Here is a 24,250-nt window from a genome sequence, read left to right as displayed (position 1 = left end):
TAACCCTAGCGACAAATATACTCACACTGTGAAAAGCCGCGAGTCTTACGACTTGGGTCTGAACTACGAAAACTCTGGCTTCTTCGGTCGCTATGCTGGTTCTTATGCTAAACGTGCTGACTTGACTTCTGATTACTTGAAAGTATTCAACCGCAACACTACTTTGGCTGCTGGTACTTACAAAGATCACCAAGCTCACCGCCTGACTGCTGGTTACGATGCTAACAACCTGATGGTTGCTGTTGTAGGTCAATACGAAGGCTTCAAAGCTGACGTAGTTGGTGCTAAGAAAAACGAACGTACTGAAGTTGGTGCAACTGCTGCTTACCGCTTCGGTAACGTGACTCCTCGTGTTTCTTACGCTCACGGTTTCAAAGCTAAAGAAGAAGGCGTGAAAAAAGAGAACAGCGTGTACAACCAAGTTATCGTTGGTGCTGACTACGACTTCTCTAAACGTACTTCTGCCCTGTTGTCTGCTGGTTGGTTGAAAGAAGGTAAAGGCGACAACAAATACGAGAAAACTGCTGGTACTGTTGGCCTGCGTCACAAATTCTAATCTGATTTAAGATTAGTCTGAAAAAGGAGCCTGTTTTATACAGGCTCTTTTTGTTTTTATAGGGAATGTATTTTGTCATTGTAGGGGCAGGTTAAAGTATTTTCGATATTTTTTCAGACGGCCTATGGGAATCTAAGTCAGATTATATTCTATTAAATATATGCTAAATAAAATATTGGAAATTGTTTTGAGTATTATTATAAATAAGTTAACAATATAAAGATGGTCATTGGACTAAGTTGATTTTCCTATATTTCATGTCTACTAATAAAAGATTTATTTTTATAGTTCTAAAGTATTATTAGCATGTAGAATTTGGTTTTAAGATTTGTAAATTTGATTTTAATCAAATTATTGCCGATAGATGATTCATATAATATAAGTGTTTAGAGTATCGATATATCGGGAATAACCATGTCCTGTCTTAAAATGAAGTGCTTAAGTGGCATTTGGAAACGAATCCTTGTGCTGTTTGCTGTATTTTCTATGATGATAGTAAGCCTACCTGCTTACGCAGAGCGCTTGCCTGATTTTTTGGCAAAAATTCAGCCTTCTGAAATTTTTCCTGGTGCTGATCGCTACGGCAAACCGGAAGGTAAGCCTTTGGTTGCTCGTGTATATAAAGGCGAAGAGCAACTTGGCTTGGTTTATATCACGACTGATGTGGTTAATACGCGCGGTTATTCGAGTAAGCCGATTGATACGATGGTTGCATTGGCCAATGATGGCACTATTGCCGGAGCAAAATTGGTTGAGCATCATGAACCAATTATGCTGATTGGTATTCCGCAATCCCGTGTTGATAAATTCATTGATAAATATATTGGCTTAAATTTTATTAAAAATCCTCCGCAGCCTGGCGTGGCTCCTGGTGATATCATCAGTGGTGCGACTGTAACGTTAATGGTGATTAACGACAGTATTCAGCGTTCTGTCAAATCGGTTATTCATCAATATCATTTGGGTACGGATAAAGCGACTCAAGCCGGTGCTGCTGCCGCTTCTGGTGAACAAGCTGCAAATGAGCCTGCGGTTCAAACCCGTCCCCGTCGTGCTGTGAATTCTGATAAACAAGATATTCAGTCTTGGAATGCACTGTTAGAACAAAAAGCTGTTGGTCATCTGCATATTTCTGTTGACGATATCAACAAATTGTTTGAAAAAGGCGGTAAAGCAGGTGTTACAGACCATGCAGAGCAGGGCGATGGTAACGATACATTCGTTGATTTATATGTTGCTTTGGTCAGCCAACCTTCTATCGGTAAAAGCCTTTTGGGTGAAGCCGGTTGGAATAATCTGCAAAAACGTTTGCAACCAGGTCAACAGGCTATTATGGTTGCCGGTGAAGGTCGATACTCTTGGAAAGGCTCAGGCTATGTGCGTGGCGGTATCTTCGACCGTATCGAAATGATTCAGGGCGATACCAGCTTCCGTTTTACCGATGCACAACATGAGCGTGTAGTTGCTTTGGCAGCGGAAGGTGCACCTGCATTTAAAGAGGTCTCTTGGTTTACCATCCCGGAAGGTGTGGAATTTGATGCTGCCGAGCCATGGCGTTTACAACTGATGATTCAACGTGTGTTGAGCGTTAACGATAAAGCTTTTGTGAATGCAGATTTGGATTACGAATTGCCAAAAGGCTACTATGTCGATGATCCAAAAGCGCCACCTGTTGAAATCAGCGCGCCGGTTGAGCAAGTTGCGGCTGCAGCTTCAGTTCCTGAAAGTACGGGTATTGCCGAAGATGCGACTGCTGGTGATGATGGTGTTTCCAACCAACTTTGGAAACAGGTTTGGAAAGCCAAGCAAGGTCAAATTATTGTTGTCGGTATTGCTTTGACAATTCTTCTGTTGGTATTCCTGTTCCAAGACTGGATTGTACGTTACGAAAAATGGTATGACCGTTTCCGCCTCTGCTTCCTGACATTTACCCTGGTTTATATTGGTTGGTATGCGCAAGCGCAATTATCGGTTGTCAATACGCTGACCTTATTCTCCGCAGTTTTGACTGAATTCCACTGGGAATTCTTCCTGATGGATCCGCTGGTGTTCATCCTGTGGCTCTTTACAGCGGCGACCATGCTGTTGTGGAACAGGGGTACGTTCTGCGGCTGGCTGTGTCCTTTCGGTTCATTGCAGGAATTGACCAATCGTGTTGCTAAAAAATTGGGCGTAAAACAAATTACTGTGCCACATTTATTGCATACGCGCCTGACAGCCATTAAATATGTTATCTTCTTCGGTTTGTTGGCTATTTCCCTGTACGATTTGGGCACAGCTGAAAAATTTGCAGAAGTTGAACCTTTCAAAACCGCAATCATTCTGAAGTTTATGCGCGAATGGTGGTTTGTATTGTTTGCTGCAGCTTTGTTGATTGCCGGTTTGTTTATCGAACGTTTCTTCTGTCGTTATCTGTGTCCTTTGGGTGCGGGTATCGCATTGCCGGGTCGCTTCCGTGTGTTTGACTGGCTACGTCGCTATAAAATGTGTGGCAACCCTTGTCAGATTTGTACACATGAATGTCCGGTACAGGCCATTGCGCCAGAAGGTGATATTCATCCGAACGAATGTATCCAATGCCTGCACTGCCAGGTAATGTATCACCACGATACGCGTTGTCCTCAAGTAGTGGCAACGAATAAGAAAAAACAAAGACAAGCGGCGGCAAAATCTGAGCAGCACGATGCGGTAGCAACGCAAAATGCTCAAGAACAAGTTGTTCGGTTTGTTAAAAAAGAATCAGCAATTAGTGTTGATAAGTAGTTATTTATAAAATAAAAGAGGGCTGTATCGGCAGCCCGACTTAGAAATTTTTTCATCGGCAGGCCGTCTGAAAAAATCGGCCGCCGGATTTTATCCAAGGAGTGTCGTATGTCAGACGAAAAATTAGAACAAAACGGCTTAAGCCGTCGTTCATTCTTAGGTACTGCCGCTGCTTCCGGTGCAGGTATTGCCGGTGCCGGTTTGTTGGGCTTGGCCGGTTGCTCTAACGGTGAGGGTGATAAAGCTGCCGCTTCTGGCGCAGCTCCTGCTGAAAAAGCAGCTGCTCATTCTGCCGAGCCGGGCAAAATGACTTCCGAAGTGGGGCCAGGTGAACTTGACCAATACTACGGTTTCCTGTCAGGCGGTCAATCAGGCGAAATGCGTTTGATCGGTTTGCCATCTATGCGCGAACTGATGCGTATCCCTGTATTCAATATGGACAGCGCTACCGGTTGGGGTCGTACCAACGAGAGCCTGAGCGTTTTGAACGGAAACATTACGCCGGAAACCCGTAAATTCTTGCAAGACAGCGGTCTGCGTTGCTACCCTAACGGCGACTTGCACCACCCACACTTGTCTTTCACCGACCAAACTTACGATGGTCGTTATGCTTACGCCAACGATAAAGCGAACACCCGTGTTTGCCGCGTCCGCTTGGATGTAATGAAAACCGATAAAATCATCGATATTCCTAATGCTTCCGGTATCCACGGTCTGCGTCCGCAACGTTATCCGAAAACCGGTTACGTTTTTGCCAACGGCGAACACATTGTTCCAGTTGACGGCGTAGGTAAATGGGATGATGCGAAAACTTGGAATGCCGTTTATACCGCAATTGACGGCGAAACCATGGAAATCGCATGGCAAGTTTTGGTAGACGGTAACTTGGACAACGGCGATGCCGACTACCAAGGTAAATACTCTTTCTCTACCTGCTATAACTCTGAACGCGCTCTGACTGTACAAGGTGCTTCTTCCAACGAGCAAGACTGGTGTGTAGTATTTAACCTGGCCGCCATCGAAGAAGGCATCAAAAAAGGCGACTTCAAAGAAGTTAACGGCGTGAAAATGTTGGACGGCCGTGCAGAAGCCAACTCTCCATACACCCGCTACATCCCTGTGCCTAACTCTCCTCACGGTTGTAACGCAAGCCCTGACGGCAAATACATCATGCTCAACGGTAAACTGTCTCCAACCGTTACCGTATTGGATGTCAGCAAACTGGACGATTTGTTTGCAGGCAAAATCAAAGAGCGCGATGTTGTTGTAGCCGAGCCTCAACTGGGTCTTGGCCCATTACACACTGCATTTGACGGTCGCGGCAATGCTTATACGACATTGTTTATCGACAGCCAAATGGTGAAATGGAACATCGACGATGCGATCAAAGCCTACAAAGGCGAGAAAATTGATCCGATCAAACAAAAACTGGACGTTCACTATCAACCTGGCCACAACCACACTACCATGGGCGAAACCAAAGAGGCCGACGGTAAATGGTTGGTGTCTTTGAACAAATTCTCCAAAGACCGTTTCCTGAACGCAGGTCCTCTGAAACCTGAGTGTGACCAATTGATCGACATCTCCGGCGACGAAATGCGTCTGGTTCACGACAACCCGACTTTTGCAGAACCACATGACTTCTGTCTGGTTTCCGCTTCCAAAGTGAACCCAAGCAAAACTTGGGACCGCAAAGACCCATGGTTCTGGAAAGATGCTTTGGAACAAGCGCAAAAAGACGGTGTTGAGCTGGAAAAAGCCGCTAAAGTCGTACGCGAAGGCAACAAAGTACGCGTGTACATGACTGCCGTTGCGCCTGCATTCAGTATCCCTCAATTTGAAGTGAACCAAGGTGACGAAGTGACCGTATACGTAACCAACGTTGAGACCATTGAGGACTTGACTCACGGCTTCACTTTGGAAGGCTACGGTATCGCTATGGAGATTGGCCCGCAAGCGACATCTTCTGTAACCTTCAAAGCAGTCCGTCCAGGCGTACACTGGTACTACTGCCAATGGTTCTGCCACGCATTGCATATGGAAATGTCTGGCCAAATGATTGTTAAACCAAAATAATTTTGGTTTGATGATTTAATCCTCCAGGCCGTCTGAAAAGACATTCTTTCAGACGGCCTTTATAGCAAAGCTGTTTGACAGTCAGTATGGCAATGAGATATAAGCCATTATCAGACAGCTTTGCTATAACACCAAAATACCTGTTTCCGCATCGGTTTATCATGCGGCAAGCAGGCCGTCTGAAACAGAGATATGATTATGACGCACACACAAATCCATCGTTCCAAATGGCAACGTGCCGCACTCGTATTGCTGCTTGGCAGCATGGTTCAGACGGCCTTTGCCGCAGTCATTAACGTATCCGCACAAGACAATCTCAATGATGCTTTGGCGCGCGCCCAAGCCGGCGATACGCTCAAGCTTGCCTCCGGTACATACAAGACCAAACTCTATATCGACAAACCGATTACCATTGAAGGTCCGGCCGACCGCTCCGCCAAGATTGTTGGCGACAGGAGCGGGCGTACCATTGCCGTTCATGCGCCTGACGTGACTCTGCGCAATCTGACAGTTTCCAATTCAGGCTTGAGCCTGCCGGCCATGGATGCAGGGATTTACCTCGAGGAAACGGCTCCGCGTGCATTGGTTGAACACAATAATGTCTTGGACAACTCTGTCGGCGTGTACATCCATGGCGCGGCAGAATCGATGGTGCGCGAAAATAAGATTGTCGGAGAAGCCACATTGCGCGTGAATGAGCGCGGTAATGGCGTAACAGTTTGGAATGCGCCGGGTGCGCAAGTGGTCGATAACGATATTTCCAAAGGCCGTGACGGTATTTTTTCAAATACCAGTACCCATAATACCTACAAAGGCAACCGTTTTAGCGACTTACGCTTTGCCGTCCATTATATGTACACCAATGACAGCGAAGTCAGCAACAATATCTCCGTCGGCAACAACATGGGTTATGTGCTGATGTTTTCCGAACGCCTGAAAGTGTATGGCAACATTGCCGTTGGCAGCCGCGACCAAGGCATTATGCTCAACTACGTCAATTATTCCGAAATTCACGATAATGTGATCAACAAGGCAGGCAAATGCGTGTTTGCCTACAATGCCAACTACAATAAAATTTTCGACAACCATTTTGAAAACTGTCAAATCGGTATTCACTTTACCGCGGCCATTGAAGGCACAAGCCTGTCCAATAATTCGTTTATCAACAACGAAAGCCAAGTCAAATACGTCAGCACCCGTTTCCTTGATTGGGGAGAGGGCGGCCGAGGCAATTATTGGAGCGACAACAGCACATTCGACCTTGATGGCGATGGTTTTGGCGACAATGCCTATCGACCGAACGGTATTATCGACCAAATTATTTGGCGCGCCCCCGTGTCCCGTCTGTTGATGAACAGTCCTGCTGTCAGCATTGTCAAATGGGCGCAATCGCAGTTCCCCGCTATTTTGCCGGGCGGCGTCATCGACAGTAAGCCATTGATGAAACCGATCAGCAACAAAACAAGCACCAAATACGAAGCCATGAAGGATGAGCTGTTGCACGAAGCCAGTACGCGCCAATCCGATTGGAGCGATGCCGAAAACGGATCTTTGAATTAAACATGTTTTCAGACGGCCTTTTGAATGAGGCCGTCTGAAACAGCACAAAGGAATTATTCATGACCAACCACGTCGAATTAAGAAACGTGACCAAACAATTCGGCAGTCAAAAAGCCGTCAACCAAGTCGATTTAGTCCTCAAAGCAGGCGAAAGCGTCGGCATGGCAGGGCATAACGGTGCAGGCAAATCCACCATCATGAAGCTGATACTCGGCCTGATTACACCGACCGAAGGCGAAGTCATGTTGCTGGGCGAGCGTACCGGCAGCAAGGCAGGCGCACTGCTTCGCAGCCAAATCGGTTACCTGCCTGAAACCGTCGCGCTTCATCCTTCATTGACCGGCATTGAAACCATGGATTTCTATGCCAAGCTGAAAAAACAGCCCTTGAGTAAAAACCGTGAGTTGTTGGAACGCGTCGGCATTTCTCAAGCGGCACGCCGCCGTGTCGGCACTTACTCCAAAGGTATGCGCCAGCGTCTCGCTTTGGCACAAGCCTTGTTGGGCGAGCCTAAAGTCTTATTGTTTGACGAACCGACCACAGGCCTTGACCCGGCTTCACGCCAAATGTTTTACGAAGTCGTGCGCGAGCTGAATGGACGCGGTGCAACCGTATTGCTCAGCACGCACGCGCTTGCAGAACTCGATGGCCACGCCGACCGCATTATCGTCATGAAAAACGGTGTGAAAGTTGCCGATGGCAGCATGGATGAGTTGCATGTTCAAAGTGGTTTGCCGTTGACCGTCAATGTCCGTTTGAAAGAAGCGCGTCCGTTGAGCGAGCGTTGGCAGCCGCTTTCAGACGGCCTGTCGTATAAAGCGCAATGTAAAGCCGAAGAGCGTATGGGACTTTTGAGCGAATTGGGTGATTTGGGCAACCTTGCCTATATCGATATCCATACCCCGACACTTGACGATATGTACGCACAATTCTTAAAAAGGGAAGACGTATGAACCCCGTTTGGATTATTACCGGCAAAGAAGTCCGCGACAGCCTGCGCAACCGTTGGGTACTCGCTGCCGCGCTCCTGCTTGCCGCGCTTGCCCTGTCATTGGGTTTCCTGGGCAGCTCGCCCACCGGTACTGTCAAAGTCGATCCGTTGACCGTTACCGTTGTCAGCCTCTCCAGCCTATCGATTTTCCTGATTCCGCTGATTGCGATGTTGCTCTCTTATGATGCATTGATTGGCGAAATCGAACGCGGTACGATGGCACTGTTGTTGAGCTATCCGATTTCGCGTAACCAAATCCTTGCCGGCAAATTTATCGGCCATCTCATCATCCTTGCCCTTGCCACCACGGCAGGCTACGGATTGGCCGGCATTACCCTCCAGCTTGCCAACGGCGGCTTTGACCTTACCGCATGGAAACCTTTCGCCCTTCTGATTGTTGCTAGTGTGATTCTTGGCGCAGCCTTTTTGTCTATGGGATATTTGATCAGCGCGAAAGTCAAAGAACGCGGTACTGCCGCCGGTATCGCCATCGGCGTATGGCTGTTTTTTGTGGTGATTTTCGATATGGCGCTTTTGGGTGTTTTGGTTGCCGATACCGAACAAGTCATTACCGCGCCTGTCGTAGAAACCATTCTCTTGTTCAATCCTTCCGACATTTACCGTCTGCTCAACCTGACCGGTTATGAAAACACCGCGATGTACGCAGGTATGGCCGGTTTGAGCGATCAAATCAGCCTGACTATGCCGGTTTTGCTGACGGCGCAGGTATTATGGGTTATCATTCCTTTGGTCTTAGCCGCCTGGATTTTCGGAAAGAGACAAATATGAGAAAAATATTATTTACAGCATTCACCATCCTTGCTTTATCTGCTTGTAGCAGAGAGGAAAATACTCCTCCGCCTACGCCCCAACGAATCAGCGACAGCGCAGTCGGTCATTACTGCAGCATGAATTTGACTGAACATAACGGCCCTAAAGCGCAAATCTTCTTGAACGGCAAACCTGACAAACCGGTTTGGTTTTCCACCATCAAGCAGATGTTCGGCTACACTAAACTGCCTGAAGAGCCCAAAGGCATTCATGCTATCTATGTTACCGATATGGGCAAAGTCAAAGATTGGGAAAAACCCAATGCCGACGCCGAATGGATAGATGCGAAAAAAGCCTATTACGTCATCGAAAGTAGCTTTATCGGCGGCATGGGTGCGGAAGACGCGCTTCCGTTTGCCGACAAGGCTCAGGCTGAAAAATTCGCCAAAGAGAAAGGCGGCAGAGTAGTCGGTTTTGCAGAGATGCCCGACGAATACATTTTTAAATAAAACAACCAATAAAGGCCGTCTGAAACAGTTTCAGACGGCCTTTGTGTTGGAAGCACCGATTGCTGATTTAATGAATGCGGCTTTCAATATAAAGATAAAAAATCTAAGGAATACTTTATGTCCACCCTTTTAACGCGCCGCCGTTTCCTTGCCATCGCCGCCACACTTGCCGCAGGTGTCGGCATTCCCTTTGCCATCAGCCGCAAAACCAATCAACCGACTCATCCGGCCAGCCAGAATCAAGAAGAGCAGCCAGTTATTTGGAGAGGCATTGCTTTGGGTTCGGGTGCGGAATTGCGGTTGTTCGGCATTGAGCGCAAGCAGGCGGAAATATTGGTCAACAAAGTATTGGCGGAAGTCTCACGATTGGAAAAAATCTTCAGCCTGTATCGTGACGACAGCCTGATCAGCCGTTTAAACCGAGAAGGCCGTCTGAAAAATCCACCATCCGATTTTTTGCAGCTGCTCAGCATCAGCCGAGATATCCATCAGCTAACGCAGGGTGCATTTGATCCCAGCATTCAGCCTTTGTGGAATCTGTATGCCGACCATTTTAGACGAAACCCCAAAACCGAAACGCCGCCATCCGAACGCAGTATCAAAGACACGCTCAAATTAGTGGATTTCAACAAAGTCGATTTTGATACCAAAGAAATCCGTTTTGCCCAAAAAGGCATGGGCTTGTCGCTCAACGGCATTGCGCAGGGCTATATCACTGATAAAGTAGTCGAATTGTTGAAGCAGCAAGGCATTACCCAGGCATTGATTGATATGGGGGAGATTTACGGCTTTGATAATGCCAACCGGCGCGAGTGGAATGTCAGCATTCGCAATCCCGACCAAGAAGACCAAATCCTGACCACCATTGCCATGAAAAACCAAGCCTTTGCCACATCGGGCGGCTACGGCACGGTAATGGACGAAGCTGGCAAATTTACCCATCTTTTTGATCCGCGTACAGGCGGAAGCCAGCCGCGTTATAAAAGCATGAGCGTCATGGCGGAGAGTGCGGCGGTTGCCGATGCCTTTTCTACCGCATTCTCCATTATGGATGAAGCAGCCATCCGTACTGCGGCTCAAGTTAAAAAGGCACAGGTTTGGCTGGTGATGCCGAATAATGAATTGAAGAAGATTGGAAGTTGAGGAGAAGGGCAGCCTTGCCTGTGATTTTGACTATGTGCATAGGGCAGGGAAGGTTCGATTACTGAAATAATGGAGGATAAAAAAAGAAGGGCTGCCCAAGGGGGCAACCCTGAAACTCTTGCAGCTGGGAGTAATTAGCAAGAGATTACGACACTTAAAACAAAAATTCACTCATTTCAAAGCATGAAGCTTTAATATCTAAGCAATACGGTTTCAACCGCTCAAACCCCTTCGATACGGAGAAACACAACATACATGGGAAAATCCGACAAAGTGGTTTGAAGCAATTCAGATGAACGGTCTGTAATGCAGATAACCGGATGTCTTTAGATGAACGGTATAATATCAGGATAAACGGAACATTACTAGTGAATATTATAAAAAATTAGAATAATTCATTTAGTAATTGATTTTATTGAATAAAAATATGACTTTTTATTGAACTTTTTTACAACATATTGATTTGGTTTTAAAAAGGGAATTATGTAAGTATTTGGCGTTAATCAAAAAACTTGTTTTGAGCTTTGGGAATAGATAATCAATAGAAAAAGGCCGTCTGAATGTTCAGACGGCCTTTTTTCAAAAAGTTACTTATTTGGTTGCAGAAGCAGTAGAAGCAGCTTCGGCTTGAGCGCCTGCAGCTGCGTTTTCACCCCATGCAGCAGGATATTTGTAACCGGCAAAGCGTTTTTGTGAGTAAGCTTTGAACTCGTCAGAGTTGTAGGCTTCAGTTACATCTTTCAGCCATTGGCTGTCTTTATCGGCAGTGCGGACGGCAGACCAGTTAACGTAGGCAAAGCTTGGCTCTTGGAACAGGGCTTCAGTCAGTTTCATGCCGCTGCTCATGGCGTAGTTGCCGTTAACGACGGCAAAGTCAACGTCGGCACGGCTGCGTGGCAGTTGGGCGGCTTCAAGTTCTACGATTTGGATGTTTTTTGGATTTTCGGCAATATCGTTTTTAGAAGCAGTCAGCGGATCAACGTCGGCTTTCAGTTTAATCCAGCCCAATTCGTTCAACATAACCAATGCACGGGCAAAGTTGGACGGGTCGTTAGGTGCAGAAACGCTGACGCCGTCTTTCACTTCGTCCAAAGATTTCAGTTTGCCAGGGTACAGGCCCAAAGGTGCGGTCGGTACTTGGAAGGCTTCAACGATGTCCAGCTTGTGTTCTTTTTTGAAGTCATCCAGATAAGGTTTGTGTTGGAAGATGTTGATGTCCAACTCGCCTTCAGCCAAAGCAAGGTTAGGGCGCACATAGTCGGTGAACTCGATCAGTTTGACTTTATAGCCTTTTTTCTCCAAAGCCGGTTGGATTTGGTCTTTTACCATATCGCCGAAGTCACCGACGGTTGTACCGAAGACGATTTCTTTTTTCTCTGCACCGTTGTCGGCAGAAGAAGCGGCAGAAGCAGCAGGCGCGCTGTCTTTTTGACCGCCGCAGGCAGCCAGTACGATAGCTAGCGCAGCGGCTGAAAGGGTTTTGAAGAATGTGTTGATTTGCATATTTTGCTCCTGATGGATGATAAAACGGTTTCAGACGGCCTCAAGCTGCCGCCGTCAAAAAAGAGGGATTGTAAATCTATTTTGGAAATATGAGGACGTTTTTTGTAAATTTATTTGGAATATATGCCCTAAATAGATAACAGGCCGTCTGAAAAATAGTAAGTCCATTTCAGACGGCCTGGTTTGTTTAACGTTTATCCAGTTTGCGTGCCAATCTGTTGCCGATACCTTGAATCAGGATAACGAGTAAAACCAGGATGGCGACGATGAAGATGATGACTTCCATTTGATAGCGGTAGTAGCCGTAACGGATGGCAAGGTCGCCCAAGCCGCCGCCGCCAATCATACCTGCCGCCGCGCTGTACGATAGAAGGCCGATAGCCAGTACGGTAATGCTGGAAACCATACCTGCGCGCGCTTCATTCAAAAGCACTTTGCAGATGATGCTCATGGGTGAGGCTCCCATTGCGGAGGCTGCTTCAATCACGCCTCTGGGTACTTCGCGCAGGTTTTGCTCGACCAGACGGGCGAAGTAGAACAAGCCGGATACGCTCAGTACCAATGAGGCGGCAACCGGGCCGATGGTCGTGCCGATGATGGCGCGTGTAATAGGAATCATGGCAATCATCAGGATGACGAAAGGGAATGCGCGCATCAGGTTGACCAGATTGTCCAAAAACAAATTCAGCTGTTTGTTGTAGTGCAACTGATGACTTGACGTCACAAACAGCAATACGCCCAAAATCGTACCGAAGATAACGGCGAAAGTAGTCGATAGGCCGACCATAATAAAGGTTTCGCCCAAGGCTTGGATAATTTCGCCCTTCATGCTGACGATGGTCTCAACAGCACTTTCAAATGTTAAATCTGTCATATTAGTCCTCTCGAATCAGCTCTTGCCCAATTTCGGATTGGGCATGGATTTGGTTGCCGTGTACTTCAACGATTTCCAGCAGACGGCCTTTATCCAAGAGGGCGGCACGGTCACACAGGCGGCGGATAACGCTCATTTCGTGGGTAACGATGACGATGGTTACGTTGAAACGTCGGTTGATGTCTTCCAAACACTTCAAAACGCTGCGCGTAGTGGCAGGGTCGAGGGCGGAAGTGGGTTCGTCGGCGAGGATGACTTGAGGTTGCGGCGCTAACGCACGGGCAATGCCGACACGTTGTTTTTGACCGCCGGAAAGTTGGGACGGGTAATGGTTGGCGCGGTCTTGCAAGTCGACGATTTCCAAACATTCTTCAACACGCGCTTGGATTTTTTTAGACGGCCATTTGGCAATTTCTAAAGGAAAAGCGACGTTTTCGGCAACGGTACGGTTGCTCAATAGGTTGAACTGTTGGAATACCATGCCGATGTTTTGTCTGGCGTGGCGCAGTTGCGTGGCGTTGAGCGCGGTCAGCTCTTGGCCGTATACGCTGACGGTACCTGTATCCGGACGTTCCAATAAGTTAATCAGACGCAGTAGGGTGGATTTGCCTGCACCGGAGTAGCCCATCAGGCCAAAGATTTCACCCTGTTTGATTTCGAGGCTGGTCGGCTCGACAGCGACAAAGTCTTTTTTGTCGCGTGTTTGATAGTGTTTGGAGACGTGATCCAGAATAATCATGGTTTATCCGTGTTTTCTTTAATTCGTGTGGCCATCAGGGTGTGCAGACGGCGGTTGTCGGCGCGTGCGACGGTAAATTGCAGGCTGCCGATGATGACTTTTTCGCCGCGTACGGGCAGGTGCCCCAATTCTTGAATGACCAGGCCACCGATGGTGTCGGCTTCTTCGCTGCTATATTCCGTGCCGAAAAAGGCGTTGATGTCTTCGATTTCGGTTGCGGCGTGGATGCGCCAGCGTTCGGAAGAAACGGCGTGGATATTGTCGGCGCTGTCGTCTTCGTCAAACTCGTCTTCGATGTCGCCGACGATTTGCTCGATGATGTCTTCAAAGGTTACCAGGCCGGATGTGCCGCCGTATTCGTCAATGACAATCGCCATGTGGTTGCGTTGTTCGCGGAACTCTTTTAAAAGGGCGGTTAAAGATTTGCCTTCGGGTACGAAAACGGCAGGGCGCAAGACGGATTTCAGGTGGAACTGCTCGGGGTTGAACATATATTTGAGCAGGTCTTTGGCGTGCAAAATGCCCAAAACTTCGTCTTTGTCTTCGCCGATGACGGGGAAACGCGAATGGGCGGTTTCGATGATGTAGGCCGTGATGCGCTCGATGCTGTCGTTTTCTTTCAATACGTTCATGCGGCTGCGCGTAATCATGGCATCGCGCACTTCCAGCTCGGCAAAGTCCAATACTTTTTCCAGCCGGGTCAGTGTGTCGGCATCAAAAACTTCCTGCTCGTGCGCTTGGCGCAGCAGGGTCAATACGTCTTCGGCGGAATCGGGCTCGCCGGCAAGTCGGGAGATTAGGCGTTCGAAAAACTTGGGTTTCGACTGCGTACCGTCCATTTTAATATTCGTCCTCTTGGTAGGGGTTGGGGAAGCCTGCCGCCAGCATCAGGCGGATTTCTTCGGCTTCCATTATTTCGGCTTCATCGTCTTCGATGTGGTCGTAGCCCATCAGGTGTAAAGTACCGTGTATGGTCAGGTGGGCAAAATGCTGCTTGGGTGTTTTGCCTTGTTCGGCGGCTTCTTTTAAAACCACTTGCGGGCAAATTACTAAATCGCCATACAGGCCGTCTGAAAACTGGTCGGGCAGGATTTCACCTTCGTTGAGCGCAAAACTCAATACATTGGTGGCGTAATCTTTGCCGCGGTAGTCGCGGTTGTAGGCGCGGGCTTCTTCTTCGTCCAGAAGAATCAGGCTGATGTCAGCGCGGCGGTATTCGTTTTTCAAAGCAGACCACGCCCAGCGGTAAAAATCGCGTTCGCTCGGAAGGTTGGCGGCGGAAGAGGCGTTTTCAAAGTTCAGATGAAAACGTTGCCGCTGTAAGGATAAAAAAGGATATTGTTTGGCGCGTTTCATGTTGTCCGGAAAATTTGGTTTTTAGGCGTAAATATAACATATTCACCCCCATGCCGTCTGAAAAACCGCCCAAAATATGATAGACTTCATGCCGTTTTCCATCTTTCAGGCAACCATTATGAACCCGAAAAAACTCGTTATCGCCAGTCGCGAAAGCCTGCTTGCCATGTGGCAGGCAAAACATATCCAAGGCCGTCTGAAAGCCCTGTATCCCGATTGCGAAGTCGAGATTTTGGGCATGACCACGCGCGGCGACCAGATTTTGGACAGAACTTTGTCAAAAGTCGGCGGTAAAGGCTTGTTTGTCAAAGAGTTGGAACAGGCTTTGTATGACGGTCGGGCCGACTTGGCCGTGCATTCTATTAAAGACGTACCGATGGATTTGCCTGAAGGTTTTGCGCTTGCAGCCATCGGCGAACGCGCCAATCCGTTTGACGCGTTTGTGTCCAACCAATACGCGCGTTTGGAAGAAATGCCCAAAGGCGCCATCGTTGGTACATCCAGCCTGCGCCGCGAAGCCCAGTTGCGTGCGCGCTATCCGCATTTGGTTATCAAACCTTTGCGCGGCAATGTGCAAACCCGTTTGTCCAAACTCGATAACGGCGAATACGATGCGATTATCTTGGCCGCCGCCGGTTTGCAGCGTCTGGAATTGGACGAACGCATCCGCATGATTTTGTCGGAATCCGACAGCCTGCCTGCCGCCGGACAAGGCGCATTGGGTATTGAAATTGCAGCGCATCGCGAAGATTTGTACGAAGTCTTAAAGCCGTTAAACCACGATACCACACACGCCTGCGTTACGGCCGAACGTGCGTTGGCGCGCGCTTTGGGTGGAAGCTGCCAAGTGCCGCTGGCCGCATATTGTACTGAAGAAAACGGCTTACTGACCTTGCGCGGCTTGGTCGGTCATCCTGACGGTTCAGTCATTTTGCAGGCAGACGCGCAAGCCCCTGCCGAATACGCCGATGCCTTGGGTCGCGCTGTCGCCAAAAAACTGGCAGATGATGGTGCGGAAGAATTGATTGCCGCCGTATTGCAAGAACAGGCTTAAAACAGCATAGATTATTTAAAAAGGCCGTCTGAAACTTTCAGACGGCCTTTGTTTTGTTGATGCTTAAGGATTCATAATCCGCGCAACCAAAGCTTTTTCTTTGCCCTGCATGTTGGGGATTTTGACTTGAATGCCGTTGCCTGGGGCAACATCGACAGGCTGGCCTTTGCGGGTCATTTGTTCCAATTTGATGGTTTGGTTGCCGCTCGGGTGGATGATTTCGAGTGAATCGCCGATAGCAAAGCGGTTTTTGACTTCGATGGTCGCCCAGCCATTTTCATCGATTTCGGTAACGTGGCCGACATATTGGCTTTGTTTGGCGATGGAGTGGCCGGTCAGGTAGTTTTGGTAATCCTGAGTTTGGTGGCGCTCGAGGAAGCCGCTGGTGTAGCCGCGGTTGGCAAGGCCTTCGAGTTCGCTCAACAGACTGTAATCAAACGGACGGCCTGCAACGGCATCATCAATTGCTTTGCGGTAGGACTGGGCCACGCGTGCAACATAATAGAGCGACTTGGTACGGCCTTCGACTTTGAGGCTGTCCACGCCGATTTTGGCCAGTTTTTCAACCACTTCAATGCCGCGAAGGTCTTTGGAGTTCATGATGTAGGTGCCGTGCTCGTCTTCCATAATCGGCATCATTTCGCCGGGGCGGTTGGACTCTTCAATCAGGAAAACTTTGTCGGCGTAGGGGTGGCGTTTTTGACCATTGATGCCTTCAAAGTTTTGGTTGGCTTCTTCTTGGGCTTTTTCAAAGTTAAAACCTTGCAGAAGCTGGGCATCGCCTGCATCGCTTTCAGTGGCGTTGTGAACCTTGTAATCCCAACGGCAGGAGTTGGTGCAGGTGCCTTGGTTGGGGTCGCGGTGGTTAAAATAGCCGGAGAGCAGGCAACGGCCGGAGTAGGCGATGCACAATGCGCCGTGAATGAAGACTTCGAGTTCGATATCGGGGCATTCTTGGCGGATTTCGGCAATTTCTTCCATGCTCAATTCGCGCGACAGAATAATGCGTTCGACACCGATGTTTTGCCAGAATTTTACGCCCCAGTAGTTGGTGGTGTTTGCTTGAACGGATAGGTGGATCGGCATTTCCGGCCATTTTTCGCGCACGGTCATGATCAAACCCGGATCCGCCATAATCAGCGCGTCAGGTTTCATGGCAATCAAGGGCTCCATATCGGAAACGAAGGTTTTGAGTTTGGAGTTGTGCGGTAGCGTATTGACGGTCAGGAAGAATTTTTTGTTGCGCTCGTGCGCTTCTTTAATGCCTTGCTCGAGAACGTCGAGTTTGGCAAATTCGTTGTTGCGGGCGCGCAGGGAGTAACGCGGGCTGCCGGCGTAAACGGCGTCTGCGCCGTAGTCGTAGGCGGCGCGCATACGTTCGAGGCCACCTGCAGGCAATAAGAGTTCGGGTGCTTTCATGTTTTATGCTTTTTAAAATGTTTTCAGACGGCCCTCAAGGAAAGAGGGAAGGCCGTCTGAAAGATGTTTGAAGAATGGGCGGATTATCCGCTGTTTTTGTGTTTCGGTCAATTTTGTGTCGGGTTTGCGCTTTGTTTTTTATACGGAAAATGTCCTATCAGAGAATAACTAATGGCAGACGGTAAAAGATGTTAGCATTAAGGCTAAGAAGTTGAATGCATATAACTTAACGGTTGAAAATGACCATACTTACTTCATTAAAGGAGCTAATAGTGATTCGGATGGAGTATGGGTGCATAATGATTGCTGGCATGCTTTGCCAGATGGTGTTCAACGAATAGGCGGAATTGAAGGTTATCATGCTTATAAGTTTAAAAATCAGGATGGAAAAGAAATTACTGTGATCAAAAAAGACTTAAATCGTTTTGAAACAGTGAATCATAACGCAGGAACAGATCCTCATTTTAATAGACTATCTCAACGAATTGATGAGCAAACAGGACGTTATTTATCGACAGATAAACCTGTAGATCAATTTTATAATCGCTCCTATCTTCGTTCTGATACCATGAAGAAAATCTTTGAACAATACGAGGCTCTACCTAATGGTGATTACCGAGATAAGATTACTCGTGCGATAATCAAAGGACCAATCGATATAGGACATGCATATGGCTGGGAGCATAGACGATTATCTCTTGCAGCTAAAGAATTAAATTGGAGTCAAAAACAATTTAATGATTATGTAAATGCAAGACCTAATAAATTTAGGTTAGAAAATATGTCTGAAAATCGGAGTCATAGAAATGAGATGCCGGGAAATGGTGATATTCAAAAAATTAAAGAGGATATGAAATTGTTTTTACACAAAAGAGGAAACTAATATGACAAATTTATATGAAGAATATAAAGATGACCCTAAGATGCTTGTTGCGATATCAGATAGAGAAGGAAATATCGCAATGCTGGAGGATATTTTCTTTATAAGTAAAAAGTTAGATATTCACTATGTATCGGTAGACAAATGGAATTGGCTACACCAGTGTAATTTAATTTTTGCGGCTCCATTGTCGGTTGTGGAGTTTTATATAAAACATGGAGTGGAGATTAATGCGCAAGATATGTACGGAATGACTCCTTTGCATTATGCATTACGAAGTAAAAATGCTGAGGCGGCGATAGCGTTGCTCAAAGCAGGAGCAAATCCTAATTTACCCAACCAAGATGGTTTAATCCCTTTATCTATGATTGGATATATCCCAGAGAGATTGGATGTTTTAGAGCTTATGCTTCAAAAAGGGGCAAATGTGCATTACTTAGTAAATGAGGATGAAACCATTCTTGAAAGTTATAAACCTACAGCTAATGAGCCTCAATTAAAACCAATTTATGAATTGATGAAAAAATATTTGTAGTGTTAAATATTGAGTCTATCGGAAGTATCAAGTTCGGTTAATTTTTAGTGAGTTTAAAAACTTCTTAGAAATTAACCGCACTTTGTTTTCAGCCATTTAGCTTAAGTTTTTTGCGATTTTTGTCAAAATATGCTAATTTTTACTATGATGAAAGGTAAAAAGTGGCTGCAATACGTTGGAAATGTAAAAAAGCAGGGTTGGGTGGATTAATTTAACAAAAAACCGTTCAAGCAATGTATTTTCTTGTAAAATATCAAGCTTCATTTTAAAAAATATTCGGATTAGTTACCGATTTTGACCGACGGAATGGTTATGGATTTTCGTTTTGACATTATTTATGAATACCGCTGGATGTTTTTATACGGCGTATTGACGACGCTGGGGCTGACGGTGGTTGCAACGGCAGGCGGCTCGATTTTGGGTTTGCTGCTGGCATTGGCGCGTTTGATCAATCCGGAAAAAGCCGGTGTGCCGATGCGTGCCTTGGCTTGGGTGTTGCGTAAGATTTCTTTTTGGTATGTTACGCTGTTTCGCGGTACGCCATTGTTTGTACAAATTGTGATTTGGGCTTATGTTTGGTTCCCATTTTTCGTTCATCCGGCCGACGGTGTATTGATTAGCGGCGAAGCAGCCATTGATTTGCGCCGTTCTTATGGTGCGTTGATTGCCGGTTCTTTGGCGTTGATTGCGAACTCGGGTGCGTATATTTGTGAGATTTTCCGTGCCGGTATCCAGTCGATTGATAAGGGCCAAATGGAAGCTGCGCGTTCTTTGGGTCTGACCTATACTCAGGCGATGCGTTATGTGATTTTGCCGCAAGCTTTGCGCCGTATGTTGCCGCCATTGGCCAGTGAATTTATTACTTTGTTGAAAGACAGCTCATTATTGTCCGTCATCGGCGTGGCTGAGTTGGCTTATGTACAAAGCACGATTACCGGCCGCTATTCTGTCTATGAAGAACCGCTTTATACAATCGCGCTGATTTATTTGGTGCTGACAAGCTTTTTGGGCTGGGTATTCCTGCGATTGGAAAGCCGTTACAATCCGCAACACCGCTAATCGGTTTAAATAAAAAAAGGAAGACTTTTCAAGTCTTCCTTTTTTTATTTGCCGTCAATGTTTCAGACGGCCTTGAATCAGAATGCTTCGCCGACTTTGACACCGCCTGCGATGTCTTTAGGCGTTGCCAGTTTGGCGGTTGCCTGTTGGGCGGCTTGAAATTCTTCGGTTGCCATGATGTCGGCAGTTTCTTGTACGGTCAATGTGTTGGCCATGTATTGCCAACGTGCTGCCAAGTCGGCGTTTGCCGGTGCGTGAAAACCGTCTCGCAATTCATCTACCAAGTCAGGGCGGTTGCACACTAGTACAATGTCGCAGCCCGCTTCAAAAGAAAGTCGGGCGCGTTCTTTAATACCGCCGACACCACATGCACCTTCCATGGTCAGGTCGTCTGAAAAGATAACGCCGTTAAATCCGATTTCTTGGCGCAGGATTTGTTTCAGCCATTTTTCGGAGAAGCCGGCAGGTTGACTGTCGATTTGCGGGTATACGACGTGGGCAGGCATGACTGCGGCCATGCCTGCTTGGCTCAATGCTCGGAATGGGATAAGGTCGGCGGCTTCGAGCCCTTCGCGGCTGCGTTCGTCGCAAGGCAGGACGTGATGGCTGTCGCCTTCGACAAAGCCGTGGCCGGGGAAGTGTTTGCCGCAAGATTTCATGCCGCCTTTGTTCAGGCCTTTTTGCAGGGCAAGGGCAAGCTGGGTCACGATGTTGGCGTCGCGGTGGAAACTGCGGTTGCCGATGACGGCGCATTGCCCCCAGTCTAAATCCAATACAGGCGTAAAGGATAGGTCGATACCGCAGGCGGAGAGTTCGGTTGCCAAAACCCAGCCGACTTGTTCTGCTTGGGCGCAGGCGGCTTCTTTGCCTTCGTTGTCCCAAATTTCGCCCAATACGTTCATGGCCGGCAGGCGGGTGAAGCCGTCAATAAAACGTTGAACCCGTCCGCCTTCGTGGTCAACGGCGATGATGAGTTCAGGTGTACGGACGGCTTTGATTTCTTGAACCAAAGCTTTGAGTTGGGAGACGTTTTCAAAGTTGCGGCGGAACAAAATAACGCCACCGACGGCAGGGTCGAGCAGGCGTTGTTTTTCTTCTTCGGTCAGATGATAGGCAGCGACGTCGGCCATGACTGGGCCGCGTGGAAGATGGGGCGTATTCATTGTTTTGTCCTGAATAATGTATATATGGGTAATTGCAATATTCAGACGGCCTGAGCGTGTCGGAATATCTCAGGCCGTCTGAATATTGGTTTTGAATTAGGCAGTTGCTTTTTTCTTGTCTTTTAAGATGAAAATCAACACAACCATTACGATGCCGGTTACCACAAAACCTAAAGGCGCAGAGCCGGTCATGCCTAAAATCAGGTAGCCGATAGCGGCAGAGGCGGCAACGGTTAGTGCGTAAGGGAATTGCGAGGTAACGTGGTCGATGTGGTTACAGTGTGCGCCGGTAGAAGAGAGGATGGTGGTGTCGGAAATCGGCGAGCAGTGGTCGCCAAATACGGCACCGGCCATGACGGCGGACATGCAAGGGATAATCAGCGAAGGTTCGACTTTGACGGCCATGGCGGCGGCAATCGGCAACATGATGCCGAATGTGCCCCAACTTGTGCCGGTAGCGAAGGCCATCACGCCTGCGAGCAGAAACAAAATCACGGGTAGGAAGCCTGCGTGGATATTGCCTGCCACCAAAGTGGAGAGGTATTCGCCGGTGTGCATCTCGCTGACAACGGTGCTGATGATCCATGCCAAAATCAAGATGGTAATGGCACCGCGCATAGAGATGATGCCCTGCCAAATGGCTTTAGGGTAATCGTTGGTTTTGATGGTGCCGATGGTGCAGAGGATGACGGCCAATACACCGCAAGTACCGCCGAATACGAGGGAAGTGTTCACATCGGTATTTTCAAACGCGCTGAGCAAAGAGAAGGTTTCAGAAGCTTGTGCGCCAGTGTAAATCATAGCGGAAACAGTGGCGATGATCAGTACTAAAACCGGCACAATCAGCGCGAATACGCGGCCGTTAGGATGGCCTGTTTCAATGGTTTCATCATGAGTTTCGTTCAAAGCGGCGCGTTCCAAACGAGCCATAGAGCCGATGTCGAAGGAGAACCAAGCAACGACAAACACCATAATTAATGCGAAGACGGCGTAGTAATTCATCAGGCTCATGGCCACGAATGCGCCCATTGGTGTGTAGTCTGTGATGTTGTAAGTCACCAAAAGGCCTGCCAAAGTAGCAATAATCGACGCCCCCCAGCTGGATACAGGCATCAAAACGCACATCGGCGCGGCAGTGGAGTCAAGGATATAAGCCAGTTTGGCGCGGGAAACTTTGAATTTGTCGGTTACAGGGCGGGCAATCGCACCGACGGCAAGGCTGTGGAAATAGTCGTCAATAAAGGTAACGAATACCAGACAGGCGGTCAGCAGCTTCGCCCCGCGACGGCCTTTGATGTGCTGTTTTGCCCAATCGGCAAATGCTTGGTTGCTGCCGGAATGCGTCAGCAGGGAAGTGAAAATCCCCAAAAGCACCAAGAAGAGTAGGATTTTGGGTTTGCCCAAGGACCAATCGCCGTCCGCCCAAGTCAGGCTGACTGCCATGTCTTTTAAGTGAACCAAGGCATCAAGTGGATTACTGCCTACCAGCAAGAATGAGCCTACGATAATGCCGACACCTAAGGACAGCAATACACGGCGCGTTGCAATGGCCAAGGCGAGCGCGATGGCTGCCGGGACGATAGATAAAATAGAATTCGAATAATTAATAAGTTGCATAATTATATTGTGTATAAGCGGTGAAATATTTTCAGAAGGCCTAAATTGGAAGACGGATAACAAAATACCCACTGCCTCTGACATATGGGTATTTTATCATCTAACACATCATCATGCCGTCTGAAAAATCGGACTACTGCAGATTTAGCGCGAGGAACAAAGTATTGCCGTCGCGTTGTACCAAAAGCGGTACGTTTTTGCCTGAGCTTTCCAATGCGCTACGGAAAGTGGATTCGTCATTGACGCTGATTTGGCTGACGGCAATGATTTCGTCGCCGCGTTTGAGGCCGGCACGTTCGGCCGCACCGCTAACGCGCAGAACGATTAAGCGCTGTTTGCCGTCTGCGTTTTCAACCTGCAGGGTAACACCCGCATTTTCAACGGTAAATCCATCATGGCCGCCGTCGTGTTGCGGGTGTTCGGCTTCTTTTGCAGAAGTTTCCGTTTGTTCGGCTGCGCTGCCAAGTTTGACTTTGACATCGGTTTGTTTGCCGCTGCGCCAAATGCTCAAAGTTACTTCTTTGCCCGGCATAATCGAGCCGACCATAACTGGCAAATCGCTGGAAGCGCGGACTTCTTCGCCGTTCACTTTGCGTACGATGTCGCCAACCTGCAAGCCTGCTTGTTGTGCCGCGCTGTTTGGCATGATTTTTGCAATTAGTGCGCCACTTGCTTTGTCCAAACCGAAAGATTTGGCCAAATCATAAGAAACTTCTTGAATAACCACGCCTAATTGGCCGCGTTGGACTTTGCCGTTGGCTTTTAATTGATCGGCCACATTCATGGCAACATCAATCGGAATAGCAAACGAAATACCCATGAAACCGCCGCTGCGGCTGTAAATTTGCGAGTTGATGCCGACTACTTGGCCGCGGAGGTTGAATAACGGGCCGCCTGAGTTGCCGGGGTTGATGGCAACGTCGGTTTGGATGAACGGCGTGTAGTTTTCATTTGGCAGGCTGCGGCCTTTGGCGGAGACGATGCCGGAGGTTACACTGTTGTCAAAGCCGAAAGGCGCGCCGATGGCGGCTACCCATTCGCCCGGTTTCAAATCTTTCGGATTGCCGATTTTGACAACCGGCAAGTCTTCTTGTGGCTCGATTTTTAAGAGGGCAACGTCGGATTGGGCGTCTGAGCCGACCAGTTTGGCCGTGTATTCGCGTTTGTCGTTGAGCAGGACTTTGATATTGCCCATGCCGGCAACCACGTGGGTATTGGTCAGGATATAGCCGTCTTTGCTGATGATGAAGCCGGAACCGAAATTCAAAGCGTCGCTTTCGGTATCTTCTTGCGGCATGTCGGGCATATTGGGAACAAGGCGCTTGAAGAACTCGTAAAACGGATCATTGTCGGGGAATTGGCTCAGGTCCATGCTGTGGTCGTCATCCGGTGTCGCAGTGCGTTTTGCCGGTGTCGCTTGAATATTGACGACGGCCTGTCCTTCGTTTTGCACCAGTTGGGCGAAGTCGGGCAACAACATACCGACTTTCCCGTCATCGGTATTGGTTTCTATGCGTTGGACGAGTTCTTTGTTTTCGTCTTTGCCGAAAAAGGTGCTAACTTTGTCGCAACCTGAAAGAAGGGAAGCTGAGAGGACAGCAAGGGCCAGATATGTGTTTGTTTTAATATTCACGAAAGTTCCTTTTGCCGGTGCCTATCGTATTGTCGGTATGCGTTTGAGC

21 protein-coding genes and 1 pseudogene are annotated in these 24,250 nt (G+C 48.0%); 13 read left to right on the top strand and 9 right to left on the bottom strand.

Translation table 11 applies throughout. From position 1 onward, the window contains the following. The 8 genes from ACTHTJ_RS09360 to ACTHTJ_RS09325 form a co-directional block, all read left to right on the top strand. Window positions 1–556: porin (locus ACTHTJ_RS09360; protein ID WP_440360926.1), on the top strand; the 556-nt coding region annotated here is incomplete at its 5' end. Window positions 557–970: 414 nt separating this feature from the next. Then, the gene (locus ACTHTJ_RS09355) at window positions 971–3,319 is read left to right on the top strand and encodes a 4Fe-4S binding protein (protein ID WP_440360927.1); all 2,349 of its coding nucleotides are present in this window, start codon (window positions 971–973) and stop codon (window positions 3,317–3,319) included. Window positions 3,320–3,427: 108 nt separating this feature from the next. Next, on the top strand, window positions 3,428–5,395 hold the full coding sequence (gene nosZ, locus ACTHTJ_RS09350) for a TAT-dependent nitrous-oxide reductase (protein ID WP_070583437.1): 1,968 nt from the start codon (window positions 3,428–3,430) through the stop codon (window positions 5,393–5,395). Window positions 5,396–5,593: 198 nt separating this feature from the next. Further along, window positions 5,594–6,955: a nitrous oxide reductase family maturation protein NosD gene (locus ACTHTJ_RS09345; protein ID WP_440360928.1), complete on the top strand. Its 1,362-nt coding sequence runs from the start codon at window positions 5,594–5,596 to the stop codon at window positions 6,953–6,955. 59 nt (window positions 6,956–7,014) lie between these two features. Next, complete coding sequence (locus ACTHTJ_RS09340; protein ID WP_003684436.1) at window positions 7,015–7,908, top strand: ABC transporter ATP-binding protein; 894 nt, start codon at window positions 7,015–7,017, stop codon at window positions 7,906–7,908. Further along, entirely contained in the window at window positions 7,905–8,735 is an 831-nt protein-coding gene (locus tag ACTHTJ_RS09335) for an ABC transporter permease (RefSeq protein WP_070583442.1), read from the top strand. The genes ACTHTJ_RS09340 and ACTHTJ_RS09335 overlap by 4 nt, the downstream gene beginning before the upstream one ends. Next, window positions 8,732–9,226 carry a nitrous oxide reductase accessory protein NosL gene (locus tag ACTHTJ_RS09330; protein ID WP_070583444.1) on the top strand — a complete coding sequence of 165 codons (495 nt, stop codon included), beginning with the start codon at window positions 8,732–8,734 and terminating at the stop codon, window positions 9,224–9,226. The genes ACTHTJ_RS09335 and ACTHTJ_RS09330 overlap by 4 nt, the downstream gene beginning before the upstream one ends. A gap of 117 nt (window positions 9,227–9,343) precedes the next feature. After that, window positions 9,344–10,369 carry an FAD:protein FMN transferase gene (locus tag ACTHTJ_RS09325; protein ID WP_070583446.1) on the top strand — a complete coding sequence of 342 codons (1,026 nt, stop codon included), beginning with the start codon at window positions 9,344–9,346 and terminating at the stop codon, window positions 10,367–10,369. Between the two features lie 591 nt (window positions 10,370–10,960). Here the strand turns inward: ACTHTJ_RS09325 and ACTHTJ_RS09320 are convergent. The 5 genes from ACTHTJ_RS09320 to ybeY form a co-directional block, all read right to left on the bottom strand. Beyond that, window positions 10,961–11,872: a MetQ/NlpA family ABC transporter substrate-binding protein gene (locus tag ACTHTJ_RS09320; RefSeq protein ID WP_003684378.1), complete on the bottom strand. Its 912-nt coding sequence runs from the start codon at window positions 11,870–11,872 to the stop codon at window positions 10,961–10,963. A gap of 187 nt (window positions 11,873–12,059) precedes the next feature. Further along, window positions 12,060–12,746 carry a methionine ABC transporter permease gene (locus ACTHTJ_RS09315; RefSeq protein ID WP_070583448.1) on the bottom strand — a complete coding sequence of 229 codons (687 nt, stop codon included), beginning with the start codon at window positions 12,744–12,746 and terminating at the stop codon, window positions 12,060–12,062. Window position 12,747: 1 nt separating this feature from the next. Next, window positions 12,748–13,485, bottom strand: coding sequence for a methionine ABC transporter ATP-binding protein (locus ACTHTJ_RS09310; protein ID WP_070583450.1), 738 nt, complete (start codon window positions 13,483–13,485; stop codon window positions 12,748–12,750). Next, window positions 13,482–14,324, bottom strand: a complete 843-nt coding sequence (locus tag ACTHTJ_RS09305) for an HlyC/CorC family transporter (RefSeq protein ID WP_070583453.1) — start codon at window positions 14,322–14,324, stop codon at window positions 13,482–13,484. The genes ACTHTJ_RS09310 and ACTHTJ_RS09305 overlap by 4 nt, the downstream gene beginning before the upstream one ends. Before the next feature lies 1 nt (window position 14,325). Then, on the bottom strand, window positions 14,326–14,841 hold the full coding sequence (gene ybeY, locus ACTHTJ_RS09300) for an rRNA maturation RNase YbeY (protein WP_070583455.1): 516 nt from the start codon (window positions 14,839–14,841) through the stop codon (window positions 14,326–14,328). 118 nt (window positions 14,842–14,959) lie between these two features. On the opposite strand from ybeY, the gene hemC reads away from it, so the two are divergent. Then, the gene (hemC, locus tag ACTHTJ_RS09295) at window positions 14,960–15,895 is read left to right on the top strand and encodes a hydroxymethylbilane synthase (RefSeq protein ID WP_141745143.1); all 936 of its coding nucleotides are present in this window, start codon (window positions 14,960–14,962) and stop codon (window positions 15,893–15,895) included. A gap of 63 nt (window positions 15,896–15,958) precedes the next feature. Here hemC and trhP read toward each other — a convergent pair whose 3' ends face one another. Continuing rightward, window positions 15,959–17,314, bottom strand: coding sequence for a prephenate-dependent tRNA uridine(34) hydroxylase TrhP (gene trhP / locus ACTHTJ_RS09290; RefSeq protein WP_003679384.1), 1,356 nt, complete (start codon window positions 17,312–17,314; stop codon window positions 15,959–15,961). Window positions 17,315–17,501: 187 nt separating this feature from the next. Between trhP and ACTHTJ_RS09285 the strand changes: the two are divergent. The 4 genes and pseudogenes from ACTHTJ_RS09285 to ACTHTJ_RS09270 form a co-directional block, all read left to right on the top strand. Then, window positions 17,502–17,606: pseudogene (locus tag ACTHTJ_RS09285) on the top strand (polymorphic toxin-type HINT domain-containing protein); the annotation flags it as partial. A 276-nt stretch (window positions 17,607–17,882) separates the two neighbouring features. Beyond that, the gene (locus tag ACTHTJ_RS09280) at window positions 17,883–18,197 is read left to right on the top strand and encodes a GH-E family nuclease (RefSeq protein ID WP_283120559.1); all 315 of its coding nucleotides are present in this window, start codon (window positions 17,883–17,885) and stop codon (window positions 18,195–18,197) included. A 1-nt stretch (window position 18,198) separates the two neighbouring features. Then, window positions 18,199–18,729, top strand: a complete 531-nt coding sequence (locus ACTHTJ_RS09275; RefSeq protein ID WP_070583460.1) for an ankyrin repeat domain-containing protein — start codon at window positions 18,199–18,201, stop codon at window positions 18,727–18,729. Between the two features lie 312 nt (window positions 18,730–19,041). Continuing rightward, a complete protein-coding gene (locus tag ACTHTJ_RS09270) occupies window positions 19,042–19,788 on the top strand; it encodes an amino acid ABC transporter permease (RefSeq protein ID WP_003684370.1) in 747 nt (248 codons plus the stop codon). Between the two features lie 77 nt (window positions 19,789–19,865). Here ACTHTJ_RS09270 and nagZ read toward each other — a convergent pair whose 3' ends face one another. The 3 genes from nagZ to ACTHTJ_RS09255 all read right to left on the bottom strand — a co-directional run bounded on the left by nagZ (window position 19,866) and on the right by ACTHTJ_RS09255 (window position 24,201). Further along, window positions 19,866–20,951, bottom strand: a complete 1,086-nt coding sequence (gene nagZ / locus ACTHTJ_RS09265; RefSeq protein ID WP_070583463.1) for a beta-N-acetylhexosaminidase — start codon at window positions 20,949–20,951, stop codon at window positions 19,866–19,868. A gap of 96 nt (window positions 20,952–21,047) precedes the next feature. Further along, on the bottom strand, window positions 21,048–22,568 hold the full coding sequence (locus ACTHTJ_RS09260) for a Na+/H+ antiporter NhaC family protein (RefSeq protein ID WP_070459304.1): 1,521 nt from the start codon (window positions 22,566–22,568) through the stop codon (window positions 21,048–21,050). A gap of 133 nt (window positions 22,569–22,701) precedes the next feature. Next, on the bottom strand, window positions 22,702–24,201 hold the full coding sequence (locus tag ACTHTJ_RS09255) for a DegQ family serine endoprotease (protein ID WP_070583465.1): 1,500 nt from the start codon (window positions 24,199–24,201) through the stop codon (window positions 22,702–22,704). Window positions 24,202–24,250 lie beyond the last annotated feature (49 nt).

The sequence above is a fragment of the Neisseria sp. P0018.S001 genome, from assembly GCF_051957355.1.
GTDB classification, from domain to species: domain Bacteria; phylum Pseudomonadota; class Gammaproteobacteria; order Burkholderiales; family Neisseriaceae; genus Neisseria; species Neisseria subflava_A.
This window is presented reverse-complemented; position numbering and strand designations above follow the sequence as displayed.